26 protein-coding genes and 1 other RNA gene are annotated in these 26,277 nt (G+C 64.5%); 16 read left to right on the plus strand and 11 right to left on the minus strand.

Features of this window, described 5'->3' with window-relative positions:
- Position 1 precedes the first annotated feature (1 nt).
- The 4 genes from AC1D1F_RS22140 to AC1D1F_RS22155 are packed head-to-tail and all read right to left on the minus strand — an operon-like array spanning position 2 to position 3,549.
- Positions 2–799, minus strand: coding sequence for an ABC transporter ATP-binding protein (locus AC1D1F_RS22140; protein WP_477652941.1), 798 nt, complete (start codon positions 797–799; stop codon positions 2–4).
- On the minus strand, positions 796–1,593 hold the full coding sequence (locus AC1D1F_RS22145) for an ABC transporter ATP-binding protein (protein ID WP_477675063.1): 798 nt from the start codon (positions 1,591–1,593) through the stop codon (positions 796–798). The genes AC1D1F_RS22140 and AC1D1F_RS22145 overlap by 4 nt, the downstream gene beginning before the upstream one ends.
- Positions 1,590–2,666, minus strand: a complete 1,077-nt coding sequence (locus AC1D1F_RS22150; protein WP_477675062.1) for a branched-chain amino acid ABC transporter permease — start codon at positions 2,664–2,666, stop codon at positions 1,590–1,592. The genes AC1D1F_RS22145 and AC1D1F_RS22150 overlap by 4 nt, the downstream gene beginning before the upstream one ends.
- A 7-nt stretch (positions 2,667–2,673) precedes the next feature.
- On the minus strand, positions 2,674–3,549 hold the full coding sequence (locus tag AC1D1F_RS22155; RefSeq protein ID WP_477652944.1) for a branched-chain amino acid ABC transporter permease: 876 nt from the start codon (positions 3,547–3,549) through the stop codon (positions 2,674–2,676).
- A gap of 108 nt (positions 3,550–3,657) precedes the next feature.
- On the opposite strand from AC1D1F_RS22155, the gene AC1D1F_RS22160 reads away from it, so the two are divergent.
- Genes AC1D1F_RS22160 through AC1D1F_RS22170 form a run of 3 tightly spaced genes read left to right on the plus strand, consistent with a single transcriptional unit; the run spans position 3,658 to position 6,205 of the window.
- A complete protein-coding gene (locus AC1D1F_RS22160) occupies positions 3,658–5,040 on the plus strand; it encodes an acyclic terpene utilization AtuA family protein (protein WP_477675060.1) in 1,383 nt (460 codons plus the stop codon).
- Positions 5,037–5,411, plus strand: a complete 375-nt coding sequence (locus tag AC1D1F_RS22165; protein ID WP_477675059.1) for an AtuA-related protein — start codon at positions 5,037–5,039, stop codon at positions 5,409–5,411. The genes AC1D1F_RS22160 and AC1D1F_RS22165 overlap by 4 nt, the downstream gene beginning before the upstream one ends.
- Entirely contained in the window at positions 5,408–6,205 is a 798-nt protein-coding gene (locus tag AC1D1F_RS22170; protein WP_477675058.1) for a crotonase/enoyl-CoA hydratase family protein, read from the plus strand. Before AC1D1F_RS22165 ends, AC1D1F_RS22170 begins: the two co-directional genes overlap by 4 nt.
- Before the next feature lie 3 nt (positions 6,206–6,208).
- Here AC1D1F_RS22170 and AC1D1F_RS22175 read toward each other — a convergent pair whose 3' ends face one another.
- Positions 6,209–6,646 (minus strand): acyl-CoA thioesterase, encoded by a 438-nt coding sequence (locus AC1D1F_RS22175; protein ID WP_477675057.1) that lies wholly within the window; start codon positions 6,644–6,646, stop codon positions 6,209–6,211.
- Positions 6,647–6,694: 48 nt separating this feature from the next.
- On the opposite strand from AC1D1F_RS22175, the gene AC1D1F_RS22180 reads away from it, so the two are divergent.
- The 12 genes from AC1D1F_RS22180 (at position 6,695) to lepB (ending at position 19,175) form a co-directional block, all read left to right on the plus strand.
- Positions 6,695–8,542 (plus strand): ABCB family ABC transporter ATP-binding protein/permease, encoded by a 1,848-nt coding sequence (locus AC1D1F_RS22180; RefSeq protein WP_477700838.1) that lies wholly within the window; start codon positions 6,695–6,697, stop codon positions 8,540–8,542.
- A gap of 133 nt (positions 8,543–8,675) precedes the next feature.
- Entirely contained in the window at positions 8,676–9,644 is a 969-nt protein-coding gene (locus AC1D1F_RS22185) for a LysR substrate-binding domain-containing protein (protein ID WP_477675055.1), read from the plus strand.
- 125 nt (positions 9,645–9,769) lie between these two features.
- Positions 9,770–11,227, plus strand: a complete 1,458-nt coding sequence (locus AC1D1F_RS22190; protein WP_477675054.1) for an aspartate ammonia-lyase — start codon at positions 9,770–9,772, stop codon at positions 11,225–11,227.
- A 242-nt stretch (positions 11,228–11,469) separates the two neighbouring features.
- Positions 11,470–12,360: a transporter substrate-binding domain-containing protein gene (locus AC1D1F_RS22195; protein ID WP_436156389.1), complete on the plus strand. Its 891-nt coding sequence runs from the start codon at positions 11,470–11,472 to the stop codon at positions 12,358–12,360.
- 112 nt (positions 12,361–12,472) lie between these two features.
- Positions 12,473–13,195 carry an amino acid ABC transporter permease gene (locus AC1D1F_RS22200; RefSeq protein ID WP_477652952.1) on the plus strand — a complete coding sequence of 241 codons (723 nt, stop codon included), beginning with the start codon at positions 12,473–12,475 and terminating at the stop codon, positions 13,193–13,195.
- 1 nt (position 13,196) lies between these two features.
- Positions 13,197–13,886 (plus strand): amino acid ABC transporter permease, encoded by a 690-nt coding sequence (locus AC1D1F_RS22205; protein WP_477652953.1) that lies wholly within the window; start codon positions 13,197–13,199, stop codon positions 13,884–13,886.
- A gap of 52 nt (positions 13,887–13,938) precedes the next feature.
- Positions 13,939–14,676 (plus strand): amino acid ABC transporter ATP-binding protein, encoded by a 738-nt coding sequence (locus tag AC1D1F_RS22210; protein ID WP_477652954.1) that lies wholly within the window; start codon positions 13,939–13,941, stop codon positions 14,674–14,676.
- 187 nt (positions 14,677–14,863) lie between these two features.
- On the plus strand, positions 14,864–15,931 hold the full coding sequence (gene pyrC / locus AC1D1F_RS22215) for a dihydroorotase (protein WP_477675053.1): 1,068 nt from the start codon (positions 14,864–14,866) through the stop codon (positions 15,929–15,931).
- Positions 15,931–16,713: an NYN domain-containing protein gene (locus AC1D1F_RS22220; protein WP_477652956.1), complete on the plus strand. Its 783-nt coding sequence runs from the start codon at positions 15,931–15,933 to the stop codon at positions 16,711–16,713. Before pyrC ends, AC1D1F_RS22220 begins: the two co-directional genes overlap by 1 nt.
- A 5-nt stretch (positions 16,714–16,718) precedes the next feature.
- The gene (locus AC1D1F_RS22225) at positions 16,719–17,474 is read left to right on the plus strand and encodes a DUF3025 domain-containing protein (protein ID WP_477675052.1); all 756 of its coding nucleotides are present in this window, start codon (positions 16,719–16,721) and stop codon (positions 17,472–17,474) included.
- Between the two features lie 97 nt (positions 17,475–17,571).
- Positions 17,572–18,447, plus strand: a complete 876-nt coding sequence (gene htpX, locus AC1D1F_RS22230; protein ID WP_477675051.1) for a protease HtpX — start codon at positions 17,572–17,574, stop codon at positions 18,445–18,447.
- A gap of 59 nt (positions 18,448–18,506) precedes the next feature.
- Positions 18,507–19,175 carry a signal peptidase I gene (gene lepB, locus AC1D1F_RS22235; RefSeq protein ID WP_477675050.1) on the plus strand — a complete coding sequence of 223 codons (669 nt, stop codon included), beginning with the start codon at positions 18,507–18,509 and terminating at the stop codon, positions 19,173–19,175.
- 7 nt (positions 19,176–19,182) lie between these two features.
- On the opposite strand, the gene AC1D1F_RS22240 is transcribed toward lepB, so the two are convergent.
- The 3 genes from AC1D1F_RS22240 to AC1D1F_RS22250 form a co-directional block, all read right to left on the minus strand.
- Positions 19,183–19,878: a ProQ/FINO family protein gene (locus AC1D1F_RS22240; protein WP_477675049.1), complete on the minus strand. Its 696-nt coding sequence runs from the start codon at positions 19,876–19,878 to the stop codon at positions 19,183–19,185.
- Positions 19,879–19,920: 42 nt separating this feature from the next.
- Complete coding sequence (locus AC1D1F_RS22245) at positions 19,921–20,547, minus strand: flavin reductase family protein (protein ID WP_477675048.1); 627 nt, start codon at positions 20,545–20,547, stop codon at positions 19,921–19,923.
- 111 nt (positions 20,548–20,658) lie between these two features.
- Positions 20,659–22,329, minus strand: a complete 1,671-nt coding sequence (locus AC1D1F_RS22250) for an NAD(P)/FAD-dependent oxidoreductase (RefSeq protein WP_477675047.1) — start codon at positions 22,327–22,329, stop codon at positions 20,659–20,661.
- Between the two features lie 85 nt (positions 22,330–22,414).
- On the opposite strand from AC1D1F_RS22250, the gene rnpB reads away from it, so the two are divergent.
- An RNA gene (rnpB, locus tag AC1D1F_RS22255) (RNase P RNA component class A) lies at positions 22,415–22,755 on the plus strand.
- Here the strand turns inward: rnpB and AC1D1F_RS22260 are convergent.
- The 3 genes from AC1D1F_RS22260 to AC1D1F_RS22270 form a co-directional block, all read right to left on the minus strand.
- The gene (locus AC1D1F_RS22260) at positions 22,750–23,280 is read right to left on the minus strand and encodes a DUF2127 domain-containing protein (protein ID WP_477675046.1); all 531 of its coding nucleotides are present in this window, start codon (positions 23,278–23,280) and stop codon (positions 22,750–22,752) included. The genes rnpB and AC1D1F_RS22260 overlap by 6 nt on opposite strands.
- 49 nt (positions 23,281–23,329) lie before the next feature.
- A complete protein-coding gene (locus AC1D1F_RS22265) occupies positions 23,330–24,181 on the minus strand; it encodes a basic amino acid ABC transporter substrate-binding protein (RefSeq protein ID WP_477675045.1) in 852 nt (283 codons plus the stop codon).
- Positions 24,182–24,413: 232 nt separating this feature from the next.
- Positions 24,414–26,066: an MBL fold metallo-hydrolase gene (locus tag AC1D1F_RS22270; protein WP_477696492.1), complete on the minus strand. Its 1,653-nt coding sequence runs from the start codon at positions 26,064–26,066 to the stop codon at positions 24,414–24,416.
- Positions 26,067–26,277: the final 211 nt, after the last annotated feature.

Below are 26,277 nucleotides of genomic sequence, written 5' to 3' on the forward strand. Positions count from 1 at the left end.
TCTATCTCCAGGTCTTTTTCTTTTTCCAGCGCCGCTCACCGCGCACGCCGTCTTCCTTCATGCCGAGGTAGAACTCCTTGATGTCGTCCTTCTCGCGCAGGCGGGCACAGGTGTCTTCCATCACGATGCGGCCGTTTTCGAGCACGTAACCGTAGTCCGACGCGTTGAGCGCCATGTTGGCGTTTTGCTCGACCAGCAGGATGGTGGTGCCGCGCTCGCGGTTGATGCGCACCACGATCTCAAAAATTTCCTTGGTGAGCTTGGGCGACAGGCCCAGGCTGGGCTCGTCGAGCAGGATCAGGTCGGGCGAGGCCATCAGCGCGCGCGAGATCGCCAGCATCTGCTGCTGGCCGCCCGAGAGCAGGCCGGCATCCTGCAGTGCGCGCTCCTTCAGGATCGGAAAGTAGCCGTAGACCGCTTCCATGTCCAGCGCCACGCCGTCGCGGTCCTTGCGGGTGTAGGCGCCCATCAGCAGGTTGTCACGCACGCTGAGCAGCGGGAACACCTCGCGGCCCTCGGGTACATGGCTCAGGCCCTGCTGCACGATGAAAGCCGGGTCCTGCGCCGTGATGTCCTGGCCCTTGAAGTCGATGGAGCCCTTGCGCGGGTCCAGGATGCCCGAGATGGTCTTGAGGATGGTGGACTTGCCGGCACCGTTGGAGCCCAGCACGGTGGCGATCTCGCTGCGCCGTACCTGCAGGCTCACGCCGCGTATGGCCTTGATCGGGCCGTAGGCGCTCTCGACGTTGAGCAGCTTGAGGACGGGCTGGTCGCTGACAGGCGGCGGTACCGCGCTCATGCTGACCTCCTGAGCGATGAAACTTCGTCGACCGAACCCAGGTAAGCCTCGATCACACCCGGGTCGTTCTGCACCTCGCGCGGTGTGCCCACGGCCAGCACCTCGCCCTGGTTCATCGCCAGCACGCGGTCGGAGACGCGCGAGACCAGGGACATGTCGTGTTCGACCATCAGCACGGTGATGCCCAGCTCGTGCTGGATGTCCTGTATCCAGAAGGCCATGTCGCCGGTTTCCTCCACGTTGAGGCCGGAAGATGGCTCGTCGAGCAGCAGCAGCCGCGGTTCGGTGCACAGCGCGCGCGCCAGTTCCACCACCTTGCGCACGCCGTAAGGCAGGCCCGCCACCATGGAGTCGCGATGGTGCTGCAGGTCGAGGAAGTCGATCACCTGTTCGGCCTTCTCGCGCGCCTGGAGTTCGGCGTCGCGCGCCCTGGCGGTGAAAAAGAGGTCGTGCAGCAGGCCGGTCTGCCTATGTGTGTGCCGGCCTATCAGCAGGTTGTGCAACACGGTGGCGTGCTCGAACAGCTCGATGTTCTGGAAGGTGCGCGCGATGCCCAGCGCGGCGATCCTGTGCGGCGGCTGGGCCGTGAGCTTTTCGCCGCGGTATTCGATCTCGCCGCTGGTCGGCGTGTAGATGCGGCTGATCAGGTTGAACACGGTGGTCTTGCCCGCGCCGTTGGGGCCTATCAGCGTGAAGACCTCGCCCTCTTTCACGTCAAAGCTCACCTTGTTGACGGCCAGCACGCCGCCGAAGCGCACGCTGAGGTCTTTGGCTGAAAGAAGTGTCGTGCTCATTTCAGTCTGTCCGACTTCTGGAAGGATTTCTGCCGCTTGAACAGTCCTTTGCGGTAGAAGGGAAAGAGCTGGAAGTAGGTGCGGACCTTGAGCCAGCGACCGTAGAGTCCCATCGGCTCGAACAGCACGAAGGCAATCAGCACGATGCCGTACACGGCCGCCTGCAGGCCGGGCGCCTGGCCTATGGCGGCGGGCAGGTGGTCCTTGCTGAGGGCGATCACCTGCGGCATCGATATCAGGAAGATGGCGCCCAGGAAGGCGCCGTGCACCGAACCCACGCCGCCGATGACGATCATCAGCAGCAGGTCTATGGACTGCAGGATGTTGAACTGGTCGGGCGAGATGAACTGCAGCTTGTGCGCATACAGCGCGCCGGCAACGCCGGCCAGTGCTGCCGACAGCGCGAAGGACAGCGTCTTGTAGCGCGCCAGGTGTATGCCCATGCTCTGCGCCGAAATCTCGGAATCGCGTATCGCCACAAAGGCCCGGCCCGTGGGCGAGCGCAACAGGTTGAGGATGGCCAGCGTGGACGCCACGGTGATGACGAGGCAGAGGAAATAGAAGGACTCGCTGCTGGAAAGCTTCCAGCCGAACATATCGGGCACCTTGATGTGGATGCCGGCATTGCCGCCGGTCACACTTTCCCAGCGCGCGAACACCTCTTCAACAATGAAGCCGAAGGACAGCGTGGCCATGCCCAGGTAGATGCCTTTGACGCGCAGCGCCGGCAGGCCCACGACCAGGCCCACCGCGGCCGAGAGCCCGGCGGCGCAGGCCAGCGCGATGGGGAAGGGCAGCCCCGCGTTCGTCAGCACGGCCTGGGTGTAGGCGCCCACGCCTAGGAAGGCCGCATGGCCCAGCGAGAACAGGCCGGTGAAACCCGCCAGCAGCATCAGGCCCAGGCCGGCAATCGCGTAAATCATCACAAAGGTCAGCTGCGCGAGCCAGTATTCGGCGACCAGCCAGGGCGCGGCCAGCAGCAGGAGCATGAGCGTGCCGTACCAGAACACATGGCCTGGGTGTTTGGCGAGTTTGAGGTCCTGGCCGTAATCAGTCTTGAAGATAAAGCGCATGAATTGGTTAAACCTTTTTGCGCAGCTTTTCGCCGAACAGGCCGCTGGGCTTGACCATCAGCATGATGAGCACCACCACATAGGCGGCGATGTCTTTGAAGCCGTCGGGCAGGTAAAAGCCCGAGAGCGATTCGACCAGGCCTATGACCAGGCCGCCGACGATGGCGCCCGGCAGGCTGCCGAAGCCGCCGACCACCGCGGCCGGGAAGGCCTTGAGGCCGATGAAACCCATGTTGGCGTGCACAAAGGTGATGGGTGCCAGCAGCAGGCCGGCAATCGCCGCCACGGCGGAGGCCAGGCCCCAGACCAGGCCATTGAGCCGCTTGACCGGAATGCCCATGTAATAGGCGGCCAGCTGGTTTTGCGAGGAGGCCTGCATGGCGATGCCCAGCTTGCTGTACCTGAAGAGCGCGAACAGCGCCAGGCACAGCACTGCCGTGCTGGCGATGATGGCGACCTGCTCGACGTTGATGACCAGCGTGCCGGCGGTCCAGATCTGGTCTTTATAGGGCACCGGCAGCACGTAAGTTTCGGTGCCTATGCCGGGAATCATGGTGATGAGGCCGCGCGCCGTGTAGCCCACGCCTATGGTCAGCATGACGATGGAAAAAGCGGGCTGGCCGAGGATGGGGCGTATCACGAGGCGCTCCAGCAGCATGCCGAACAGCGCCATGCCGGCAATCGCGCTGAGCACGGCCAGCCAGAAGGGAAAACCCAGCAGCGTCATGCAGGCCAGGCCGGCGAAGGCGCCCAGCATCATCAGCTCGCCCTGCGCAAAACTGACCGTCTCGGTGGCCTTGTAGATCAGGACAAAACCCAGCGCGATCAAGCCGTAGATGCAGCCTTGGGCGATACCGCTGATGAGCAGCTGCAGGAATTGCAAATCGCGTCTCCCCTTTGATGAGACTTGGTTATAGCTGTCGCCTAAAGGTCTGTCGCTAGGGGTTGTTCCGAATACGTGTCGCCTTGGCGATCAAGCGTAATCCCTTACATGGGAAATGTTCGAATCGGCGCGGGCCTGGGTTTTTATGGCGACGCGTGGGAGCCGGTGGCCGCGAGCATTGAGCGCGGCGGCGTGCACTACATCGCGAGCGACCATCTCGCGGAGCTGACGCTGGCCATCCTGCAAAAAGACCGGCAGCGCGATGCATCGCTGGGTTATGCGCGCGACGTGGTGCCCATGCTGATGAAGCTCTGGCCGCTGATGCAGGCGCGCGGCGTCAAGTTCATCTGCAATGCCGGAGGGCTCAACCCCGCGGGCGCTGCGGCTGCTTTGCGCGCGGCGTTCGCGGCCAAGGGCTGGAAGGCGCGCATCGCGGTGGTCAGCGGTGATGACGTGCTGCCGCAACTAGCGGCGCTGGCGCCGCCGCATCTGTTCAACGCCCAGCCCTTTGAGAGCGTGCAGGAACGCATGGTGTTCGCCAATGCCTACCTGGGCGCGCGGCCCATCGTGTCGGCGCTGCAGCAGGGCGCCGACATCGTCATCACCGGGCGCGTGGCCGACGCGGCGCTATTCCTCGCGCCGCTGGTGCACGAGTTCGGCTGGAAGCTCGAAGACGCCACCACGCAGTCCGAGCTGGACCGGTTGGCCCAGGGCCTGGCGGTCGGGCACTTGCTCGAATGTTCAGGCCAGGGCAGCGGCGGCAACTTCGGCAGCCAGGGGGCCTGGAAGGCGATTCCCGACCTGGCCCATATCGGCTATCCGATTGCCGAAGTCGGCGAAGACGGCGCTGCGCTGATCGCCAAGGCGCCGGGTACCGGCGGGCGCATCAACTTCGACACCGTGCGCCAGCAACTGCTCTACGAGGTGCACGATCCCACACGCTATATCTCGCCCGACGTGGTGCTGGACCTGTCGGAAGTGAATCTCGAAGACCTGGGCCACGACCAGGTGCGCATGACGGGCGCGCGCGGCCATCCGCGGCCGGCGCAGCTCAAGCTTGTGGGCGGCTTTCGCGACGGCTACAAGGCCGAGGTCACCTGGGGTTTCAGCTGGCCCGATGCCTGGGACAAGGCGCAGGCGGCGGTTGCCATGGTGAGGGCCCAGCTGGCCGACAGGCGCATGCCGCATGACGAACTCTTCGTCGAGTTTCCGGGGCTTAATTCGGCGCACGGCCCGTTGGCGCCCCTGCCCGCGCCCGAGGCGCTGGCCGAACTCAACGAGGTCTGGGTCCGCATGGCGGTGCGCACGCAGGACAAGGCGGTGGCCGATGGTTTCGGCCGGCTGTTTCCGTGGATGGCGCTGAGCGGGCCGGCCTACAGCTGCGGCTTTCACGGCCCGAACAACAGCAGTGAACTGCTGGGCATCTGGCCCGCGTTGCTGGACCGGCAGGCGGTCGAGGCCGCGGTGCAGGTGGAGGTGTTGCAATCATGAAGGTGCAACTCGTGAAGCTCGCGCACGCGCGCAGCGGCGACAAGGCCGACTGGGTGGACTTCGGCCTGTTTGCCTGGAACGAGGCGGGCTACCGCCTGGTCGCCCGCGAAGTCACGGCGGAACGCGTGCAGGCGCACTTCGCGCCCTGGCTGCCCGGCACGATGCAGTGCTGGGCCCTGCCCAACATCCTGGCGCTCAAGCTGGTGCTGCAGGGGGCGCTGCAGGGCGGCGGAGCGCGCAACCTGCGCATGGACAACCTCGGCAAGGCCATGGCGGCGGCCTTGCTGCGCATGGAGATCGAGGTCAGTGCCGCTGAATTAGCCGAAGCCGGCACCGCGCCACGCGTCGGCTGGTGGCCGGAGGCCTCATGAGCATCCATATTTCCAAGGAAGGGTCGGTCACCGTGATCACACTCGACCGGCCCGAGGTGCGCAACGCGGTCGATGCCGTGACGGCGCGTGCGCTGCATGAAGCTTTTGTCGCCTTTGATGAAGATGAGGATGCGCATGTGGCGGTGTTCCACGGCGCGCACGGCCATTTCTGCGCGGGCTGGGATTTACAGGCTGGCGCCCGGCTGGCCGCGCAAGCCGGCGGTGAGCAGGTCGTGGGCCAGCTCGATTTTTCGCCCGGCGATAAAAACCCGCTGGCGCCCATGGGGCCGTCCCGGCTGCTGCTGTCCAAGCCGGTGATTGCCGCCGTCAGCGGCGCGGCGGTGGCCGGCGGCATGGAGTTGGCGCTGTGGTGCGACCTGCGTGTGATGGAGGAAGACGCCTATTTCGGCGTCTACTGCCGGCGCTTCGGCGTGCCGCTGATAGACGGCGGCACGGTGCGCCTGCCGCGGCTGGTCGGCATGGGCCATGCGATGGATTTGATCCTGACCGGGCGCAAGGTGGAGGCTGCCGAGGCGCTGCAAATCGGGCTGGCCAACCGAGTCGTACCCAAAGGCGGCGCGCGCGAGGCCGCGGTGGCGCTGGCGCAGCAGCTCAGCCGCTTTCCGCAGGCCACGATGCGGGCCGACCGGCTCAGCGCCTACCGGCAGTGGGACCTGGGATGGGAGGAGGCGCTGCACCAGGAATGGGAGCGCGGCAAGCAGCGCCTGCCCGATGCGTTTGCCGGCGCCGCGCGTTTTGCGGGCGGGCAGGGCCGGCACGGCGAGTTTGAGTAAGCCTCAGTCCTTGGCGATCTTTCGCGGCTTGCCGAAATCGTCAATCGCCACGTAGGTCAGGCTGGCTTCGGTGACCTTGATGTAGCGGCCCTGGGCGCGGAAGCGTTCGGCATAGACCTCGACCTGCACGGTGATGGAGGTGGTGCCTATGCGCGTCAGGCTGGAGAAAAACGACAGGATGTCGCCCACGCGCACCGGCTGCTTGAAGATGAACTGGTTGACCGCCACGGTGGCCAGCCGGCCGTCGACGTGGCGGGCCGGCACCACGGAGCCGGCCAGGTCGACCTGGGCCATGACCCAGCCGCCGAAGATGTCGCCGTTGGCGTTGCAGTCGGCCGGCATGGGGATGACCTTGAGCACCAGCTCCTTGTCGGTGGGCAGCTGGACGGTCAGGGCATCTTCGGCGTGAATTTCCGTAGGGGCGCTTGATTCGGTAGACATAGGCACAATCTGAAAAAGTTATTACAACAACCCTCACGATTGTCCCTCATGCGCTCCCGAGCTTCCGCCGCCGATTCCTCCCTTGCCGTGCCCGCCACGCCCGTGCCGGGCGCCGGCAAGGCGCCGGCGCCCCAGCGTTCCGACCTGGACACCCTTAAACGCCTTTTCCCCTACCTGTGGGACTACAAATGGCGCGTGCTGGCGGCGCTGAGCTTCATGGTGGGCGCCAAGCTGGCCAACGTGGGCGTGCCCTTGCTGCTGAAAAACCTGGTCGACGCGATGAACTTCAAGCCAGGCGACGCGCAGGCCGTGCTGGTGGTGCCGGTGGCGCTGCTGCTGGCCTACGGCCTGCTGCGCCTGTCGACCACGCTGTTCACCGAGCTGCGCGAGCTGGTGTTCGCCAAGGCCACCGAAGGCGCGGCGCGGCGGATTTCACTGGAGGTGTTCCGCCACCTGCACGCGCTCAGCCTGCGCTTTCACCTGGAGCGGCAGACCGGCGGCATGACGCGCGACATCGAGCGCGGCACGCGCGGCGTGCATTCGCTGATCTCGTATTCGCTCTACAGCATCATCCCGACGCTGATCGAGGTGACGCTGGTGCTGAGCCTGCTGGCCGTCAAGTTCGACGTCTGGTTCGCCGGCATCACCGGCATCGCGCTGGTGTTCTACATTTTCTTCACCGTCACGGTGACGGAATGGCGCACGCAGTTCCGCAAGACGATGAACGAGCTGGACTCGTCGGCCCACAGCCGCGCCATCGACTCGCTGCTCAACTACGAGACCGTCAAGTACTTCAACAACGAAGAGTTCGAGGCCGCTCGCTACGACGAGAACCTGCTGCGCTACCGGCGCGCCGCCATCAAGAGCCAGAACACCCTGAGCCTGCTCAACGCCGGGCAGCAGCTGATCATCGCCATCGGGCTGGTGGCCATGCTGTGGCGCGCCACGCAGGGCGTGGTCGACGGCCACATGACGCTGGGCGACCTGGTGATGGTCAATGCCTTCATGATCCAGCTCTACATCCCGCTGGGCTTCCTGGGCGTGATCTACCGCGAGATCAAGCAGAGCCTCACCGATCTCGACAAGATGTTCGTGCTGATGGAAAAAGAGCGCGAAATCGCCGACCTGCCGGGCGCCAAAGCCCTGGTCATTCCTGAATCGCCGGCGGTGCGTTTCGAAAACGTGAACTTCGCCTACGACCCGGCGCGACCCATTCTGCACAACGTGAGCTTCGAGATCCCGCCGGGCAAGACTGTCGCGGTGGTGGGTTCCTCGGGCGCCGGAAAATCCACGCTGGCGCGGCTGCTTTACCGCTTCTACGACGTGCAGCAGGGCCGCATCACCATCGCCGGCCAGGACATAAAGCAGGTCACGCAGTCCAGCGTGCGCCAGGCCATAGGCATCGTCCCGCAGGACACGGTGCTGTTCAACGACACGGTGGAATACAACATCGCCTACGGCAAGCCGGGCGCCACCCACGAAGAGGTGGAAGAAGCCGCGCGTTCGGCCCGCATCCACGGCTTTATCGCCTCCACGCCGCTGGGCTACCAGACCATGGTGGGCGAGCGCGGGCTCAAGCTGTCGGGCGGCGAAAAGCAGCGCGTGGCGATCGCCCGCACCCTGCTGAAGAACCCGCCGGTGGTGATTTTTGACGAAGCCACCTCGGCGCTGGATTCGGCCAACGAGCGCGCCATCCAGACTGAGCTGCGCGCCGCCGCGCAGAACAAGACCACGCTGGTGATCGCGCACCGCCTGTCCACCGTGGTCGACGCGCACGAGATCCTGGTGATGGACGGCGGGCGCATCGTCGAGCGCGGCACGCATGCGCAGCTGCTCGAAACCGAAGGCGCGTATGCGCGCATGTGGGCGCTGCAACAGAGTTCGCCCGAGGCCTGAGCAGGCGAGCCGCAAGCGGTTTGTATTTCTAGAGACATTTCGAGGACGGTATTTACGGCGAATGCCGCTCCTTCGTCCTGCCATGGGATTCCCCGTAGGCCGAAATACCTCAGTGCCTCGCATAATCGGGGCCATGGAAACCAAATGGCTGGAAGATTTCGTCAGTCTGGCTGAAACCCGCAGTTTCAGCCGCTCTGCCCAACTGCGTCACGTCACCCAGCCGGCGTTTTCGCGCCGTATCCAGGCGCTGGAAGCCTGGGCCGGCACCGACCTGGTCGATCGCAGTTCCTATCCCACGCGCTTGACGCCGGCGGGCGAAACCCTGTACAGCCAGTCGCTGGAAATGCTGCAGGGCCTGCAGTCCACCCGTGCCATGCTGCGCGGCCACACCTCGGCCGGGCAGGACGTCATCGAATTCGCCGTGCCGCACACGCTGGCCTTCACTTTTTTTCCGGCCTGGGTCAGCAGCCTGCGCGAGAAATTCGGCCCCATCAAAAGCCGGTTGATCGCGCTCAATGTGCATGACGCGGTGCTGCGCCTGGTGGAGGGCAGCTGCGACCTGCTGATCGCCTACCACCACGACTCCCAGCCTTTCCAGCTGGACCCGGACCGTTATGAAATGGTGTCGCTGGGCCAGGAGGTGCTGGCGCCTTTTGTGCGGGCCACGGCCGCCGGTGACCCCGAGTACAGCCTGCCGGGGCGTCCCGGCCAGCCCCTGCCTTACCTGGGCTACGCGCCCGGCGCCTACCTGGGCCGCATGGTCGACATGATCCTCAAGCAGTCCAGCACCGCCATCCACCTGGACCGTGTCTACGAAACCGACATGGCCGAAGGGCTCAAGGCCATGGCCCTGGAAGGCCACGGCATCGCGTTTTTGCCGCTTAGCGCCGTCAGAAAAGAGTTGCGGGCCAAAAAACTCGTGAGCGCCGGCGGCAACCTGGAGATGACCATGGACGTGCGCGTCTACCGCGAGCGGCCGACCTCCAAGGACTCCGCCAAAAGCCACGCCCAGGCCTTGTGGAGCTACCTGCAGGCGCAAACCAGCAGCAGGGAAAAGACGGCCTTGCGGGGGGGCGCTACCCCGGCCACGCGACTGGGCTAGACAGGCGTACTAGTAGTAACCCTGAGTGGTTATAAGAAAAATGCATAGAAGATCGTTGAAACAGCATTGGTGTTTTCAAACCCGCAAACTTACAGTTCGTGACGTCCAAATTCTGATCGTTGCCCGTGCCCCCTGATTCTTCTTTCACTCCGCTTGCCGAGCCCGTTCCCACCCCGGCGGGGGCCACGCGCACCGAGCACGACTTTCTCGGTGAAAAGCAGATTCCCTTTGCCGCGTATTGGGGTGTGCACACGGCGCGCGCGGTCGAAAATTTCCCGATTTCCGGCACCCGCATCTCGGCCATGCCCGACCTGATACGCGCGCTGGGTTTCGTCAAAAAGGCTGCGGCGCGCACCAACCAGCAACTCGGCGCGCTGGATGCCAGGCGGGCCGCCGCCATCATGAGCGCCTGCGAAAAACTCATTGCCGGCCAATACCACGAGCAGTTCGTGGTCGACGTGATCCAGGGCGGCGCCGGCACCTCCACCAACATGAATGCCAACGAGGTCATCGCCAACCTCGCGCTGGAAAAGCTGGGCCTGGAAAAAGGCCGCTACGACGTGCTGCATCCCAACGACCACGTCAACGCCTCACAAAGCACCAATGACGTCTATCCCACGGCCGTGCGTATCGCCCTGTGGTTCGCCATCGAGCGCCTGCTGGCCTCCATGGCCATCCTGCGCGCCGGCTTTGAGGCCAAAGCCCATGAGTTCCGGGACGTGTTGAAGATCGGCCGCACCCAGCTGCAGGACGCCGTGCCCATGACATTGGGCCAGGAATTCCTGACCTACGCGGTCATGATCGGCGAGGACGAGGCCCGCCTGCGCGAAGCGCGCGCGCTGATCCAGGAAATCAACCTGGGCGCCACGGCCATAGGCACCGGCATCAATGCGCCGGCCGGCTATGCCGACATCGTCTGCCGCCACCTCGCCGAGGAGTGCGGTGTGCCTGTTGAAAAAGCTGCCAACCTGATCGAGGCCACGCAGGACACCGGCGCGTTCGTCCAGCTGTCCGGCGTGCTCAAGCGCGTGGCCACCAAACTCAGCAAGATCTGCAACGACCTGCGCCTGCTCTCCAGCGGCCCGCAGGCCGGCTTCGGCGACATCCGGCTGCCGCCGCGCCAGGCGGGCTCGTCCATCATGCCCGGCAAGGTCAACCCGGTGATCCCCGAGGTCATGAACCAGGTCGCCTTTGAGGTGATAGGCAACGACATGACCGTGACCATGGCCTCCGAGGCCGGCCAGCTGCAGCTCAATGCCTTCGAGCCCATCATGGGCTGGAGCCTTTTCAAGAGCATTGAACACCTGAGCCAGGCCTGCCTCACGCTTCAAACCAATTGTGTGGCCGGCATCGAGGCCAACCGCGAGCTGCTGGCCAAACGCGTGCGCGAATCGGTCACCCTGGTCACTGCGCTCAACCCCATCATCGGCTACGAAAAGGCCGCGTTGATTGCCAAGACGGCGATCGCCACCGGCGCACCGATTGCCGAGATCGCGGAATCGCTGGGCATCATGACGCAGGCCGAAGTCGAGGCCCTGCTGGTGCCCGACAAGCTCACGCAGCCCCTGCCGCTGCTTGCCTGACGGCCGCTGGCACAAAGACTGCTTACATCTGCCGTATAGTTCCGGACTTCTTCATGCGTGCACCACTTTGGAAAACCCCAGGAATTGCCACGGCTTCCGCGGGTTCAGCGGCAACTACCGCTCCAAACACTTCGCAAACACTTCGTTTTCCCCGTTTTAGAGGCCGGGTAAACCTAGGCTAGCCCCGGGTACCATCTCTCTAAAATAGTTCGCTAACCGTTTCATTCATTACAGGAGATTCCATGAAACTCAAGCTTGTCGCTCTGTCCGTCGCCCTGCTCGCCACCGGCGCCGCATTCGCTGACACCCTTTCCAAAGTCAAGGCTTCCGGCGTTGTCACCATGGGCGTTCGCGATTCTTCCGGCGCGCTCTCATATACCCTGGGTGACGGCAAGTACACCGGCTACCACGTCGAAATCTGCCAGCGCATCCTGGCCGGCCTCGAAAAAGCCGCTGAACGCAAGCTGGAAATCAAATACCAGCCCGTGACGTCGCAGAACCGCATCCCCCTCGTGCAGAACGGCACCGTCGACATCGAGTGCGGCTCCACCACCAACAACGCGACCCGCCAGAAGGACGTGGCTTTTGTCGTGACCACCTTCGTGGAAGAAGTCCGCATCGCCGTGAAGGCCAACTCTGGCATCACCTCGGTGGCCCAACTGAGCGGCAAGACCGTGGCCACCACCACCGGTACCACCTCCGTGCAGACCCTGCGCAAGAACAAGCGCGCCACCGGCGTCGAGTTCAAGGAAATCTTCGGCAAAGACCACTCCGACAGCTTCCTGCTGCTCGAGTCCGGCCGCGCCGATGCGTTCGTGATGGACGGCTCCATCCTGGCCGGCAACATCGCCACCGCCAAGAAGCCTTCCGACTTCAAGATCGTCGGTGAAGTGCTGAGCGTTGAGCCCATCGCCATCATGATCCGCAAGGACGACCCCCTGCTCAAGCGCCTGGCCGATGACACGGTCAAGGGCATGATCAAGTCGGGTGAGATGAACAAGCTGTGGACCAAATGGTTCCTGTCGCCGATTCCTCCGAAGAACACCAAGGTCGGCCTGGCCCTGAGCGCCAGCACCAAGGCAGCCTGGGACAACCCGAACGACAAGCCCATGGAAGAGTACGTCCAGAAGTAATTTTGGGCAGGTAAATTGAACAACCCCGCCGGTCGCCTTGCACTGGCGGGGTTTCCCGTTTACCGTTAGCGTCGCAGGGAAGACAACATAACAACCATTTGCTGGAGCCGTGATGACTTGGGATTGGCAGGTATTTTTGAATGATGACGGTAGTGGTCGAACCTACCTGCAGTGGATGTTTGATGCCTGGGGCTGGACGCTGTCCGTCGCCGGCGCATCCTGGGTGATCGCGATGCTGTGCGGAGCGATCATCGGCACGCTGCGCACCTTGCCGAACAGTCCCTGGCTTGTGCGTTTCGCCAATGCCTGGGTTGAACTGTTCCGCAACGTTCCCCTGCTGGTCCAGATTTTCATCTGGTACTTTGTGGTTCCCAAGATTTTCCCCGCCATGAAGGAGCTGCCCAGCTTCATCCTGGTGGTGTTCGCCCTGGGCTTTTTCACCTCAGCGCGTATCGCCGAGCAGGTCAGGGCTGGCGTCCAGGCATTGCCCCGCGGCCAGCGTTATGCGGGCATGGCCATGGGTTTCACGACCCTGCAGACCTACCGCTACGTGATCTTGCCGATGGCCTTTCGCATCATCATTCCGCCGCTTACCAGCGAATCGATGAACCTCTTGAAGAATTCCTCCGTGGCTTTCGCGGTGTCCATCGCCGAACTCACTATGTTCGCCATGCAGGCTCAGGAAGAAACCTCGCGCGGCATTGAAATCTACCTGGCGGTGACGGCGCTCTACGCCGTCTCGGCTTTCGCGGTCAACCGCGTCATGGCTTTCGTCGAGAAGCGGGTGCAAATCCCAGGCTTCGTCGTCGCCGGCTCAACAGGCGGAGGTCACTGACATGCTTGGACTCGACATGAGCTTCCTGAACTGGGACATGATCTCCCAGTTCGTGGTCAAGGGTTTTATTTTCAGCATAGAGCTGACCGTCATCGCCACCATAGGCGGCATCATCTTCGGCACCGTGCTGGCCCTGATGCGCCTTTCCGGCAAGTCCTTCCTGACGATCCCCGCGACCTTCTACGTCAACGGCATGCGTTCCATTCCGCTGGTCATGGTGATCCTGTGGTTCTTCCTGCTGGTGCCGGCCTCGTTCTACACGACCTTCGGCAGCTGGGGCTCCAACTACCGCGCTGAAATCTCGGCCATCATCACTTTCGTCGCCTTCGAGGCCGCTTACTTCAGCGAAATCATGCGCGCCGGCATACAGTCCATCTCCCGCGGCCAGGTCAATGCCGGGCGCGCCCTGGGCATGAGCTACGCGCAGAACATGAAGCTGATCATCCTGCCGCAGGCTTTCCGCAACATGGTGCCCATCCTGCTGACGCAGACCATCATCCTGTTCCAGGACACCTCGCTGGTTTATGCCATCGGCGCCTATGACCTGCTCAAGGGTTTCAGCACCGCCGGCAAGATCTACGGCCGCCCTGAAGAGGCTTACCTGCTGGCCGCCGTGGTTTATTTCGTGATCTGCTTCGGGCTGTCCTTCATGGTCAAGCGCCTGAACAGCAGAATCGCCATCATTCGCTAAGAGCGCCGCGCATCACAGCAGGCAAACCTCAAAGAGCACACTGGAGAAGAAGATGATTGAGTTGAAAGAAGTTTCCAAATGGTACGGCGACGTGCAGGTTCTCAACAGCTGCACCACCCGCATCAAAAAGGGTGAAGTGGTCGTGGTCTGCGGTCCTTCGGGATCGGGCAAATCCACCCTGATCAAGACCATCAACGCACTGGAGCCCTTCCAGAAGGGCCAGATCTTCGTCGATGGCAAGGCCGTGCACGACCCCAAGACCGACCTGCCCAAGCTGCGCAGCCGCGTCGGCATGGTGTTCCAGAATTTCGAGCTGTTCCCGCACCTGAGCGTCACCGAAAACCTGACGCTGGCGCAGGTCAAGGTGCTGGGCCGCAAGCCCGACGAAGCCAAAAAACACGGCCTCAAGTACCTGGACCGCGTGGGCCTGATGGCGCACAAGGACAAATTCCCCGGCCAGCTGTCGGGCGGCCAGCAGCAGCGCGTGGCGATTGCCCGGGCGCTCAGCATGGATCCCATCGCCATGCTGTTTGACGAACCCACCTCCGCGCTCGACCCCGAAATGGTCGGCGAGGTGCTGGACTGCATGATGGGACTGGCCGTCGAAGGCATGACCATGATGGTGGTGACCCATGAAATGGGCTTCGCCCGCAAGGTCGGCAGCCGCGTGATTTTTATGGACGTGGGCGGCAAAATCCTGGAAGATTGCTCGAAAGACGAGTTCTTCAACCACCCCGAGAACCGTCAGGCGCGCACCAAGGACTTCCTCAACAAGATCCTGTCGCACTGAACGCACCGAAGATCACCGCAACTGCAAAAAAGAAGAAGAAACAAAAAAGCCCCGCAATGCGGGGCTTTTTTCATGGCGGCGGCCGGCCGTTTCCAGGCTGCCGTGTGGTGGGGAGGCGCCCAGGCCGGCTTTGCCGGATAGGCCGAGGTAAGCGTCTTTGCGTCCCGGCGGTGCGACAATTCAGGCCATGACCTCCGCCACCCGCACCCCCGCTACCACCCTGACCCTCACCCGCCCCGACGACTGGCACCTGCATGTGCGCGACGGCGAGGCTTTGCTGACCGTGGTGCCGCACACGGCGGCTCAGTTCGGCCGCGCCATCATCATGCCCAACCTGCGCCCGCCCGTTACCACCGCCGCCCAGGCCGTGGCCTACCGCGAACGCATCCAGGCCGCCGTGCCGGCCGGCGTGCGCTTTGAGCCGCTGATGACGCTCTACCTGACCGATAACCTGCCGCCCGACGAAATCGCCCGTGCCAAAGATGCCGGCGTGGTCGCGGCCAAGCTCTACCCGGCCGGTGCCACCACCAACAGCGACGCCGGCGTGACCGAGCTGCGCAAGACCTACAAGACGCTGGAAGCCATGCAGAAAGCCGGCATGCTGCTGCTGGTGCACGGCGAGGTGACCTCGTCCGACATCGACCTGTTCGACCGCGAGGCCGTGTTCATCGACACCCAGCTGATTCCGTTGCGCCGCGATTTCCCCGAACTCAAGATCGTGTTCGAGCACATCACCACACGGGAAGCAGCACACTATGTGCGCGACGCCGACCGCTTCACCGGCGCCACGGTCACCGCCCACCACCTGCTCTACAACCGCAACGCGATCTTCACGGGCGGCATCCGCCCCCACTATTACTGCCTGCCGGTGCTCAAGCGTGAAACCCACCGCCTGGCGCTGGTCGAGGCCGCCACCGGCGGCAACGCGCGCTTCTTCCTCGGCACCGACAGCGCGCCGCACCCTGCCCACCTCAAGGAGCACGCCACCGGCTGCGCGGGCTGCTACACCGCCCATGCGGCGATGGAGCTTTATGCCGAGGCCTTTGACGCGGCCGGCGCGCTGGACAAGCTGGAAGCCTTTGCCAGCTTCAACGGCGCCGACTTCTACGGCCTGCCGCGCAACACCGGCAGCATCACGCTCAAGAAAGAAAGCTGGCACCCGCCCGAAAGCTATGCCTTCGGTGAATCCGAACTCAAGCCGCTGCGCTCGGGTGAAAGCCTGCCCTGGAAGCTCGAAACTTCAGAAAGCACATGATGGACCACAAGCCGCGCGTTGCCTTGCTCATAGACGCCGACAACTCGCCGGCGTCCAAGATCGACCTGATCCTTAACGAGTTGTCGACCTTCGGCGAGACCAACATCCGGCGCGCCTACGGCAACTGGAAGAAAAACGAACTCAAAGGCTGGGAAGAGGTGTTGCACGAACACGCCATACGCCCCATGCAGCAGTTCGACTACACCAAGGGCAAGAACGCCAGCGACATGGCCATGGTGATAGACGCGCTGGAGCTGCTCTACACCGATCGGCCCGACGCCTTCGGCATCGTCTCGTCGGACGCCGATTTCACGCCGCTGGTCATGCACCTGCGCGCCAAGGGCGCTGCGGTCTACGGTTTCGGCGCGCAGAAAACACCCGAGCCCTTCGTCAACGCCTGCTCGCGCTTCCTGTTCCTCGACAAGCTGCGCCCCATCGCGGTCGCCGACGCGGCCGGGACTCCCCACGGCGACAGCAAGGACGACGGCGAGGCCGTGTCCGCCACGCCGCTGCGGGCCACGCCCGCGCAGCTGCGCCAGGACGCCAAGCTCGTCATGCTGCTGCGCAACGCGGTGCAGGCCGCGGCCGACGACGAGGGCTGGGCGCGCGTCGGCGCGGTCGGCACGCAGATCGCCAACCAGGCCTCCTTCGACCACCGCAACTACGGCTACGCCACGCTGACCAAGCTGCTGGTGGCCACCCAGCTTTTTGAGATTACCGACGAAGGCAAGTCCACGGTCATGGTGCGCGACAGAAAGCAGCCCAAACCGGCCAAGGCCTGAGCGCCATGGGAAACCCGGCACCGCTACCCCCCATCGACTGGGAACAGCCCTGGCTGCAGGCCTGGCGTGAACCCGGCCAGCGCGCGGCCTGCGCGGTCACGGCGGGCGTCGCGCTGCACCAGGCGCTCAACGCGGTGCAGCCTGCGCCGGTCTGTTTCGCGCCGCAATGCACGCTGCCCTCCGGTGAGGCCTATGAGAGCTTTATCGCCAGGACCCGCCTGTGCCCGACCCGCGAGGGCGCGCACGATTTTTTCAACGGCCTGTGCTGGATGCGTTTTCCGGAAACCAAGCGAAAGCTCAACCAGCTGCAGGCCGCCGAGATCGCCGCCGCGGGCGTGGCCCCGGTGCGCGGCCCGGTGCGCGATGCCCTCACGGTGTTCGACGAAAACGCGGCCTTCCTGTCGGCGCCGCAAGCGCTGTGGGACGCGCTGCTGGCCCGCGACTGGAACAGCCTCTTCATCACCCACAGGCAGCTGTGGCGGGAGGCCAGGCTCGTGCTGTTCGGCCATGCCTTGCTCGAAAAACTGCTGAGCCCGCGCAAAGCCATCACGGCCCATGTCTACCTGGCGCAGCCACCCATGGGCTCCATCGCGGAACTGGACGCCTGGGTGGCGGCCGACCTCAGCGCAGCCAGGCTCGCCGCCAAGCCTTTTGCACCCTTGCCGGTGCTGGGCGTGCCCGGCTGGTGGCCCGAGAACGAGAACTTTTCCTTTTATGATGACTCCCTTGTATTCCGGCCGGCTGTCATAAATAACAGATAAAAATCAGCCACTTAGGCGCTGGCACCGCTTGAACCGGGTCCGCGGACCCTCATATCCTGCGCAAGGCGGGCTTTTTCACCGACCCCACGGAGAACCCATGAAACGTATTTTCCTGTTTGTCCTGACCAATATCGCCGTCGTGGCGGTGCTGGGCATCGTCGCCAGCCTGCTGGGCGTCAACCGCTATCTCACGCCGAACGGGCTGAACCTCGGCATGCTGCTCGGGTTTGCGCTCGTGATCGGTTTTGGCGGCGCCATCATCTCGCTGCTGATCAGCAAGCCGGTCGCCAAATGGAGCGCCGGTGTGCGCGTCATCAATGAAGCCCAGAACGCCGATGAGGCCTGGATTGTCGAGACCGTGCGCAAGCTGGCCGAGAAGGCCCAGATCGGCATGCCCGAAGTCGGCATCTTTGAGGGCGCCCCCAATGCCTTCGCCACCGGCGCGTTCAAGAACTCCTCGCTGGTGGCCGTGTCCACCGGTTTGCTGCAAGGCATGACCAAGGAAGAAATCGAGGCCGTTCTGGGCCATGAGATCGCCCACATCGCCAACGGCGACATGGTCACCATGACCCTGATCCAGGGCGTGATGAACACCTTTGTGGTCTTCCTCTCGCGTGTGATCGGCTACGCCGTCGACAGTTTCCTGCGCCGCGGTAGCGACAGCAACTCCGGCCCCGGCATCGGCTATTACGTCAGCACCATCGTGCTGGACATCGTGCTCGGTTTTGCCGCAGCCATCGTCGTGGCCTGGTTCTCGCGCCAGCGCGAGTTCCGCGCCGACGCCGGCGCCGCGCAGCTGATGGGCCGGCGCCAGCCCATGATGAACGCCCTGGCGCGCCTGGGTGGCATGCAGCCGGGCGAGCTGCCCAAGGCCGTGGAGGCCATGGGCATCACCGGCAGCATCGGCAAGCTGTTTGCCACGCACCCGCCGATTGAAGAGCGGATTGCGGCATTGCAAAACACCCAGGCTTGAAGATCAAAGGGCGCCCTGCACGGGACGCTTTTTTTTTGGAGTTTTCAAGGAGCACGGACATGAAAAGCTGGATCAGGCAGAACCGCGGTTTTCTGGTATTTCTGTTGTTGTTCGGATTGTTCCGCACCGCCATCGCGGACTGGAATCCCATTCCCTCGGGTTCGATGCGGCCCAACCTGCTCGAGGGCGACGTGGTTTTTGTCAACCGGCTGGCCTACAACGTCAAGGTCCCGCTGACCGACGTGGTGCTGGCGCGTACGGCTGACCCGCAGCGCGGCGACGTCGTCACCTTTTCCTCGCCGCTGGACGGCGTGCGCCTGATCAAACGGCTGGTGGCGCTGCCAGGCGACGTCGTTGAAATGCGCGCGAAGGTGCTCATCATCAACGGGCAAGCGGCGCGTTATGAGGCGCTGGACACGGCGCTGGAGCCGGCCGGCCCGGTGGGCGTGCTGGTGGCCACCCACGTGAAAGAAAGCACGGCCCAGGGACAGCATGAAATCCAGTGGCTGGCCGGCGTGGCGGCCAAGGACACCTGGGGCCCGATCACGATTCCGCCCGACCAGTTCATGATGCTGGGCGACAACCGTGACAACAGCGCCGATTCGCGCTACATCGGCCTGGTGCCGCGCCAGCTGCTGATAGGCCGGGCCGAACGCATCCTGGTGTCGGCCGACATCCTTGAGAAGTGGCAGCCCCGCTTCGAGCGCTTCGGCCGCTCGCTCTACTGACCCTGCCTTATTGGGGCTGGGCGGCGCCGGCCTGCCGCGTGCGTTCCACCGCTTGGGCGACGTCCGCCGGGGCCATGCCGTACATCTCGGCAAACTGCTTCACCGTCTTGCCGCTGGCCTCAAAAGCCCGCATCAACGCTTCGCGTTTGGCGGTCTGCACCGCGATTTCGGCAAAAGCTTCATCAAGCAGCGCGTTGGCGGCCTCGTCCTGCGTGCGGGTGCACTCGGCGTAGGCTTCGCGGCTCAGGCCCGAAGCCTCAACTGCCGCGACCAGGCGGGCGACGACCTTGGGGCGCAAATCCTCCTTGGAGCGCGCCTGGCGGCGCCGGAAGACTTCCATGATGGCGTGGTGCACGTGCTCGGGCGCCACGGGCTCTACGGGTTCGCCCTGCAGGTTGTGGCGCGGATGGCCGGCCGCCACGCATTCGAGGTAGCGGGTCGAGCGCGCGTGCAGGCCCAACGCGACCTTGAGCTCCTCGCGCTTGAACACTTCGGGGTTCTCGGCCAGCAGGTCCTGGAAAGCGCCCAGCTTGAGCGGCAGGAACTGCGCACCGAACATCCTGGGGTAGAGCTCGAACAGCTTTTCCAGCACCGGATGGACTTCGCGCGTGCGTTGTTGTGGCTGCGGCGGGCCGGCGGGCCGGGAGCGCTGTGCCGGGCGGGGGCGCTTGGCGCGCGGGGTGGGTGTGGTGGTGTCGGTCATGTGATGGGGTGAAAAAGTGGAATGCCGGGGTGCCCTGGCCGCCTAGCGCGGCCTGAACATGCGAAAGAGGTTTTCGGGGGTGACGGTGAAATAGTCGGCCGGCCCGCCGCCGCGAAGAATCGGTTCGGCGGCCGCCGTGTCGTAAATGCCGTCCTTCAGCAGATGCCTTGCAATGTACACGCCGACGACCTCGCCCAGCACCAGCCAGGTGGGCACCGGCACGCCGTCGGCGCTCTGCAGCTGCAGGATTTGCGTCAGCCGGCACTCGAAGGACACCGGGCTTTCCAGTACGCGCGGCGCGGCGATGCGCTGCGAAGCCACGGGCGTGAGGCCGGCCAGCTCGAATTCATTGACTTCGGGCGGCACCATCGCGCAGGAGCGGTTCATGGCCTCGGCCAGCGGCCGGGTTGCCAGGTTCCAGCCGAACTCGCCGGTTTCGCGGATATTGCGCAAGCTGTCCTTGGCGCCAATGCTGGCGAAACCGATGATGGGCGGCGTGTAGTTAAAGGCGTTGAAAAAACTGTAGGGCGCCAGGTTGAGCTGCCCTTTCGCGTCCCGCGAGGAAATCCAGCCTATGGGCCGCGGCCCCACCATGGCGTTGAAGGGGTCGTGCGGCAGGCCGTGGCCTGTGGCTGGCTCGTAATAATGAAAATCTTCAGAGCCGCTCACAAAACCCTCCTGGCGTTGTTGCGCCGCCTTGCCGTGCTGGTGCACTGTCTGCGGCGGACGCGCCTAGCCAGGACCGCTTCGCTGTGTTTTGTGAACGGCTCTGGATAGCCATCATGCGGCCACCCGCTGCCGTTCGGCATCCTGCAGCACGCTGCGCGCCAGCGCCTCGGCGACCTTGATGCCGTCCACGCCGGCCGACAGGATGCCGCCCGCGTAGCTGGCGCCTTCGCCGGCCGGGTAGAGGCCGCGCACATTGATGCTTTGCAGGTCCTCGCCGCGGCTGATGCGGATGGGCGAGGAGGTGCGTGTTTCCACGCCGGTCAGCACCGCGTCATGCGTGTCAAAGCCTTTGATCTTCTTGCCGAACACCGGAAAGGCCTCGCGCATGGCCTCGATCGCATAGGCGGGCAGTGCCGGCGACAGGTCGCCCAGGGTCACCCCCGGTTTGTAAGACGGCGTGATGCTGCCCAGCGTGGTCGAGGGGCGGCCCGCCAGGAAGTCGCCGACCAACTGTCCCGGGGCGTTGTAGTTGCCGCCGCCCAGCACAAAAGCGTGCGATTCAAGCTGGCGCTGCAGCGCGATGCCGGCCAGCGCGTCGCCGGCTTCAAAGCCGGGGTAGTCGCGCGGGTCTATGCCCACCACGATGCCGGCGTTGGCGTTGCGTTCGTTGCGCGAGTACTGGCTCATGCCGTTGGTCACCACGCGGCCGGGCTCCGAAGTCGCGGCGACCACAGTGCCGCCCGGGCACATGCAGAAGCTGTAGACCGAGCGGCCGTTGCTCGCGTGGTGCACCAGCTTGTATTCGGCTGCACCCAGCGAGGGGTGGCCGGCATGGCGGCCCCAGCGCGCGCGGTCGATGATGCCCTGCGGGTGCTCGACCCGAAAGCCGATGGAAAAAGGCTTGGCCTCGATGTACACGCCGCGCTCGTAGAGCATGGCGAAGGTGTCACGCGAGCTGTGGCCCAGCGCCATCACCACCTGGTCGGCGCGCATCTCCTGGCTCTGGCCGGTGGCCTGGTCCAGCACCGTGAGGCCGCGCAGCTGCTTGCCCTCGGGGCCGTCCTCGATCAGCACGTCGGTCACGCGCTGCTCGAAACGGATCTCGCCGCCCAGCGCGACGATCTGCGCGCGCATGTTCTCGACCACCTTCACCAGCTTGAAAGTGCCGATGTGCGGATGCGCCTCGAACAGGATGTCGGCGGGCGCGCCGGCTTTGACGAATTCGTTCATCACCTTGCGGCCCAGGTGGCGCGGGTCCTTGATCTGGCTATAGAGCTTGCCGTCGGAAAAAGTGCCGGCGCCGCCTTCGCCGAACTGCACGTTGGACTCGGGGTTCAGCACGTTCTTGCGCCACAGGCCCCAGGTGTCCCGGGTTCGCTGGCGCACCGTCTTGCCGCGCTCCAGCACGATGGGCTTGAAGCCCATTTGCGCCAGCAGCAGGGCCGCGAACATGCCGCAGGGGCCGAAGCCGACGACGACCGGGCGCAGCGGCAGGCCGGCGGGCGCCTGGCCTACGTTGCGGTAAGCCATGTCGGGCGTGGGCAGGATGTGCGGGTTGCCGGCGAATTGGGTGAGCAGGGCGCTTTCGCGGCCGGCGTCCGCCAGCGTGACGTCGACGATGTAGACCTTGAGCAGGTCGGCCTTGCGCGCGTCAAAGCTGCGTTTGTGGATGTGGACGTTCTGCAGCTCGGCCGCGGCGATGCCCAGGGTCTGGGCCGCCAGGGCGGGCAGGGCGTCTTCCGCGTGGTCCAGCGGAAGTTTGAGTTCGGTCAGGCGAATCATGGGAAGGGGGCTCGTGTTGATCAAGCAGCCCGCATTTTAAAGGGCGACACGCCTTTGGGGTTTGCTGGCGGATAATAGGCCCCGTGAAGCCTGCCAGACCGCCGCTGGTGCAATCTGGGAAACCAGGCACTGGAGGAACGTCCGGACTGCACAGGACAGCGTAGGAGGTAACACCTCTCCACCGTGAGGTGAGGATCAGAGCAACAGAGACGAGTCGGCCTTGGGGTAACCCCGGGCCGGGTGAAACGGGCAATCTCTACGCGCAGCAATACCAAGTAGGCCAGCGTTGATGTGGTTCCGCAGAGCTGGCGGGTAGGTAGCATTGAGCCGTGGGGGCGACCCCCGGCCCAGATTAATGGCGGTCACGCCGGGTCTTCTCCAAGGGGGCCCGGTGCACAGAATCCGGCTTATCGGCGGGCTTCACACTTTATTTAGGGCCTTGGGGGCAACATGCCTGCCATGGCCTCGGCGCATCCAAAGCTGGAACGCCAGGAAACCGACCACTCCCACGTTAATGAGCAGCACCCCGGCATTGATGGCACCGGGCCGGTGCGCCAGGTGGGCCAGCTCCAGCGGGATGTACAAGGCCCCCGACAGCGCGCCCAGCCATTCGGCCCAGGTTTTTTCCCTCCACAGCCCCCAGGCTTCCAGGAAGCGCACGGCGATATACGCCAGCGCCACAGGCGCAAGCGTGCGCAGGTCTATGGCGCTCAGCAGGTCTGCGTAATGCAGCAGGAGTGTGGGATAGGGTAAGGCCGGGTCAAGGTGAAAGCGCCACAGCAGCGCAAGGGCCAGCCGGTGGATGTCGTGGTGCAGCAGCTCCAGCAGGCCTAAGCCGGCCGCCATTGCGGCCAGGCCTTTGGTGGCTTCAAAAATGGCAATGGCGCGCAAGGAGCGCCTGCGGCCGGCCGGTGTGGCGCCTGCAGGCGGGGTCGCGTGCTCGGGAGTCATTGCAGGCGCCGCGCAGCGATGAAACCGGCGGCGCCTGGGGAGGCCAGCCTTACTTCGACGCGGCTGCCGCCGGTGCTTTCGCGCCCGCGCCGCCGAAGTACTTCGCGTAGATCTTGTCGTAGGTGCCGTCGGTCTTGATGTCGGCCAGGCCCTTGTTGAGTTTTTCCAGCAGTTCGGTGTTGCCCTTCTTCACGGCCAGGCCGTACTGCTCGGGGGAAAAGCTGGCGTCGGTGATGGTCTTGAATTGGGCGCCGCTGTTGTTGTTGACGTAGTGTTCGACCACGCCGTTGTCGGCCACCACGGCATCCACGCCGCCGGCTTCCAGTTCTTTCAGCGCCAGGGGCGTTGCTTCAAAGCGCTTGATGTTGGGACTGTCCTTGCCCTGCAGCTTGGTGATGACTTCATCGCCCGTGGTGCCGTTCTGCACGCCGACCTTGAGTTTTTTCAGGTCGTTGAACTTGGCGATCTTCGAATCCTTCTTCACGGCGATCAGTTGCTGCGCGTCGAAGTAGGGGGTCGAAAAATCCATGGTCTGCTTGCGCTCGGCCGTGATGGTGATGGCGGATACCAGCAGGTCGCGGTCGCCCTGATTGAGCGAGTTGAAGATGCCTTCCCACGGCGTGTTGATGAATTTCACCTCGATGCCGGCTTTTTTCGCCACGGCCTGCACGACCTCGATGTCGAAGCCGACGATTTCGCCCTTGTCGTTCTGCGATTCAAAGGGCACGTAGGCGGCGTCGGTGCCCACCACATAGACCTTGGCGGCTGGTGCTGCTGCGGCGGGCGCGGAGGCGCCGGCTGCCGGTGCCGGCGGCTCCTGCTTGCCGCAGGCTGCCAGAACCAGGCCGGCCAGCAATATGCCGGCGCTTTGAAGGAAATGTCGGGTCGTGATGGAAGGCATGAAAAAAACCTCGCTGAATGTTGAATACGTGAGTTCAGAATCCCGCGGAAAGGCGGGCTGGTGGCCCGGTTCCCGGCAGGTATGAGAAAAAAAGTATAAACCGGGGCCGCCACAGGCCAAGCAATTGATGTGCCTGATGGCGCGGAATGCAGGATACCTTAGCAAGGGGCCGTCCGTCAGCCTGGCATTCCCTCACTGGGGGCGGCAGGACGAGCGAGGCGCCCCGGTAGCCCTACAAATTGGAAAATCCCTGCGACTCGATGCGTTCCACGTGCGCGAGCAGCGAGCGTTTGGCCACCGGCCAGATGCGCGGGTCCACATCGTCGTACGCCGCCGCGACCCAGTCGTCCATGGTGCCGTCCGGGCGGGCCTGCATCACGCCGAGGATCTTGGCCTCGCGCTTGAGGCGGTGCGCCTTGAGCTGGGCAATCGCGGTTTTGGCCTCGCCGATCACGTAGCCGTGTGCGGGGGCGATGAATTCAATGTGGTGCTCGCCGCAAGCCGCGCTGAGCGCATCCAGCGAGTCGAGGTAGGCGTTCATGTCGCCGTCCGGCGGGTCGATAACGGTGGTGCTGCCGTTGAGGATGTGGTCGCCGCTGAACAGCAGGCCGTCTTCCTCCAGCACCAGGCAGACATGGTTGGCCGCATGGCCGGGGGTGTGAAGCACCTTCAGTGTGTGGGTGGTCGCTCCGCCGTCCGCGCCTTTGCCTTCAAGTGTGAGGCGTTCCTGGTTTTGCAGCGCCCTGTCCGGCGTGAAGGCACTCGCGCTGCGCGCCGTGGGCGCGGAAGGCAGCCCCAGGATGGGCGGGGCCGTGCGGCACAGCGCCTGTAGCGGCTTCGCGCCGGGGGAGTGGTCGGGGTGCGAATGCGTGCAGACAATCATGCGGATATCACCGCCGGCCGCCTGCCAGAGGCGCTGCAGGTGTTCCTGGTCGGCCGGGCCGGGGTCGATCGCGATATAGCCGCTGCCCGGGTCGCCGACGAGGTAGCTGTTGGTGCCCGGCCCGGTCATCACACCCGGGTTGGGCGCTGTCAGGCGTTGCACGTTGCGCAGCAGCGCCACCGGCTGCGCGCTTTGCCAGTCCAGTGTATGCACGATCTGCCCGTCGGGGCAGGTCAACGCGAGTTCGCCGTACGGGGCTTCATGTTCCATGTAGCGTGCTTCCTTGCCGCCCAACAGCCCGGCGCGCGGGCAGGAGGTCCACAGCGGGATTTCGGACGCACAGGCGGTGAGCACCGCATCGACGTCGGGATAGTGCTGCAGTTTTTCCAGCGTGCGTATCGTGGGAAAGATGATGAAGAAGCCGCCCGCCGCGTGCCGCGCCAGCGCCTCGGCCGGCCGTACCCAGACCGGCTCGAACTGCTCGGCCTCGTCGGCTACCGGGCTCTGGCCCTCGGGCATGCGTGCCACCAAAAAGGGCACGTCAAATCGCCGCGGCAGGTCGCGGTCGGTGACCCAGTGCGCCAGCACAAACACCTCGTCGCCCGCCAGCGTGAGGCCGCGCTCACGGCATTGCGCCGCGAAGGGTGCCTTGCGGTCCAGCGCCGCGATGTCGGCCGTCGTCACGTGGCTGCCGTCGGCGTGGCGCGCCAGCAGCACGCCGAGCTCTTCAAAACTCTCGCGGATCGCCGCGATGGCCTGCGTGAGGTGCAGGTCGCTTTGTGTCGCCCGCCGGGTGGACTGGGCGTGCGCCTGGGCATCCGTTGCGTCGATGCCGCCGCCGGGGAAGACGTAGGCGCCTGGTGCGAAGCTGGCCGTCATCGAACGGCGTGTCATCAGGACTTCTATGCCTTGCGCGGTGTCGCGCAGTAGGAGGACCGTCGCGGCTGGGCGCAGGGGGGCTGGGTCGCGGTGGGGGTGGAGTTGTTGGGAAGGGCGGGGCATGGTTTGGATTATGGCTTCTGGGGGTGGTTTTTGCTCCTGCGGTGTGCCCTCTGCTGAGAGTGGCTGGCCGGGGGTAGCCCGGCGGCTACTCACTTTTCTTTTGCTTCGCCAAAAGAAAAGTAAGCAAAAGAAAAGGCGACCCTGGTTGCTGCGTCCCTGCGCTTCGCTACGGGCAACCTGCGGTGCTCGGTTCAGGCGGGGTCTCGCTAAA

The sequence above is a fragment of the Polaromonas sp. P1_H6 genome (assembly GCF_056405195.1).

What these genes read in the sequence shown, in the direction of transcription:
- AC1D1F_RS22140 (WP_477652941.1), bottom strand. Translation starts at nt 799, where the DNA reads ATGAGCGCGGTACCGCCGCCTGTCAGCGACCAGCCCGTCCTCAAGCTG.
- AC1D1F_RS22220 (WP_477652956.1), top strand. Translation starts at nt 15,931, where the DNA reads ATGGACCACAAGCCGCGCGTTGCCTTGCTCATAGACGCCGACAACTCG.
- AC1D1F_RS22225 (WP_477675052.1), top strand. Translation starts at nt 16,719, where the DNA reads ATGGGAAACCCGGCACCGCTACCCCCCATCGACTGGGAACAGCCCTGG.
- AC1D1F_RS22175 (WP_477675057.1), bottom strand. Translation starts at nt 6,646, where the DNA reads ATGTCTACCGAATCAAGCGCCCCTACGGAAATTCACGCCGAAGATGCC.
- AC1D1F_RS22240 (WP_477675049.1), bottom strand. Translation starts at nt 19,878, where the DNA reads ATGACCGACACCACCACACCCACCCCGCGCGCCAAGCGCCCCCGCCCG.
- AC1D1F_RS22195 (WP_436156389.1), top strand. Translation starts at nt 11,470, where the DNA reads ATGAAACTCAAGCTTGTCGCTCTGTCCGTCGCCCTGCTCGCCACCGGC.
- htpX (WP_477675051.1), top strand. Translation starts at nt 17,572, where the DNA reads ATGAAACGTATTTTCCTGTTTGTCCTGACCAATATCGCCGTCGTGGCG.
- AC1D1F_RS22185 (WP_477675055.1), top strand. Translation starts at nt 8,676, where the DNA reads ATGGAAACCAAATGGCTGGAAGATTTCGTCAGTCTGGCTGAAACCCGC.
- AC1D1F_RS22180 (WP_477700838.1), top strand. Translation starts at nt 6,695, where the DNA reads ATGCGCTCCCGAGCTTCCGCCGCCGATTCCTCCCTTGCCGTGCCCGCC.
- AC1D1F_RS22270 (WP_477696492.1), bottom strand. Translation starts at nt 26,066, where the DNA reads ATGCCCCGCCCTTCCCAACAACTCCACCCCCACCGCGACCCAGCCCCC.
- AC1D1F_RS22200 (WP_477652952.1), top strand. Translation starts at nt 12,473, where the DNA reads ATGACTTGGGATTGGCAGGTATTTTTGAATGATGACGGTAGTGGTCGA.
- AC1D1F_RS22145 (WP_477675063.1), bottom strand. Translation starts at nt 1,593, where the DNA reads ATGAGCACGACACTTCTTTCAGCCAAAGACCTCAGCGTGCGCTTCGGC.
- AC1D1F_RS22260 (WP_477675046.1), bottom strand. Translation starts at nt 23,280, where the DNA reads ATGACTCCCGAGCACGCGACCCCGCCTGCAGGCGCCACACCGGCCGGC.
- AC1D1F_RS22170 (WP_477675058.1), top strand. Translation starts at nt 5,408, where the DNA reads ATGAGCATCCATATTTCCAAGGAAGGGTCGGTCACCGTGATCACACTC.
- AC1D1F_RS22250 (WP_477675047.1), bottom strand. Translation starts at nt 22,329, where the DNA reads ATGATTCGCCTGACCGAACTCAAACTTCCGCTGGACCACGCGGAAGAC.
- AC1D1F_RS22210 (WP_477652954.1), top strand. Translation starts at nt 13,939, where the DNA reads ATGATTGAGTTGAAAGAAGTTTCCAAATGGTACGGCGACGTGCAGGTT.
- AC1D1F_RS22165 (WP_477675059.1), top strand. Translation starts at nt 5,037, where the DNA reads ATGAAGGTGCAACTCGTGAAGCTCGCGCACGCGCGCAGCGGCGACAAG.
- AC1D1F_RS22205 (WP_477652953.1), top strand. Translation starts at nt 13,197, where the DNA reads ATGCTTGGACTCGACATGAGCTTCCTGAACTGGGACATGATCTCCCAG.
- AC1D1F_RS22160 (WP_477675060.1), top strand. Translation starts at nt 3,658, where the DNA reads ATGGGAAATGTTCGAATCGGCGCGGGCCTGGGTTTTTATGGCGACGCG.
- AC1D1F_RS22265 (WP_477675045.1), bottom strand. Translation starts at nt 24,181, where the DNA reads ATGCCTTCCATCACGACCCGACATTTCCTTCAAAGCGCCGGCATATTG.
- lepB (WP_477675050.1), top strand. Translation starts at nt 18,507, where the DNA reads ATGAAAAGCTGGATCAGGCAGAACCGCGGTTTTCTGGTATTTCTGTTG.
- AC1D1F_RS22150 (WP_477675062.1), bottom strand. Translation starts at nt 2,666, where the DNA reads ATGCGCTTTATCTTCAAGACTGATTACGGCCAGGACCTCAAACTCGCC.
- pyrC (WP_477675053.1), top strand. Translation starts at nt 14,864, where the DNA reads ATGACCTCCGCCACCCGCACCCCCGCTACCACCCTGACCCTCACCCGC.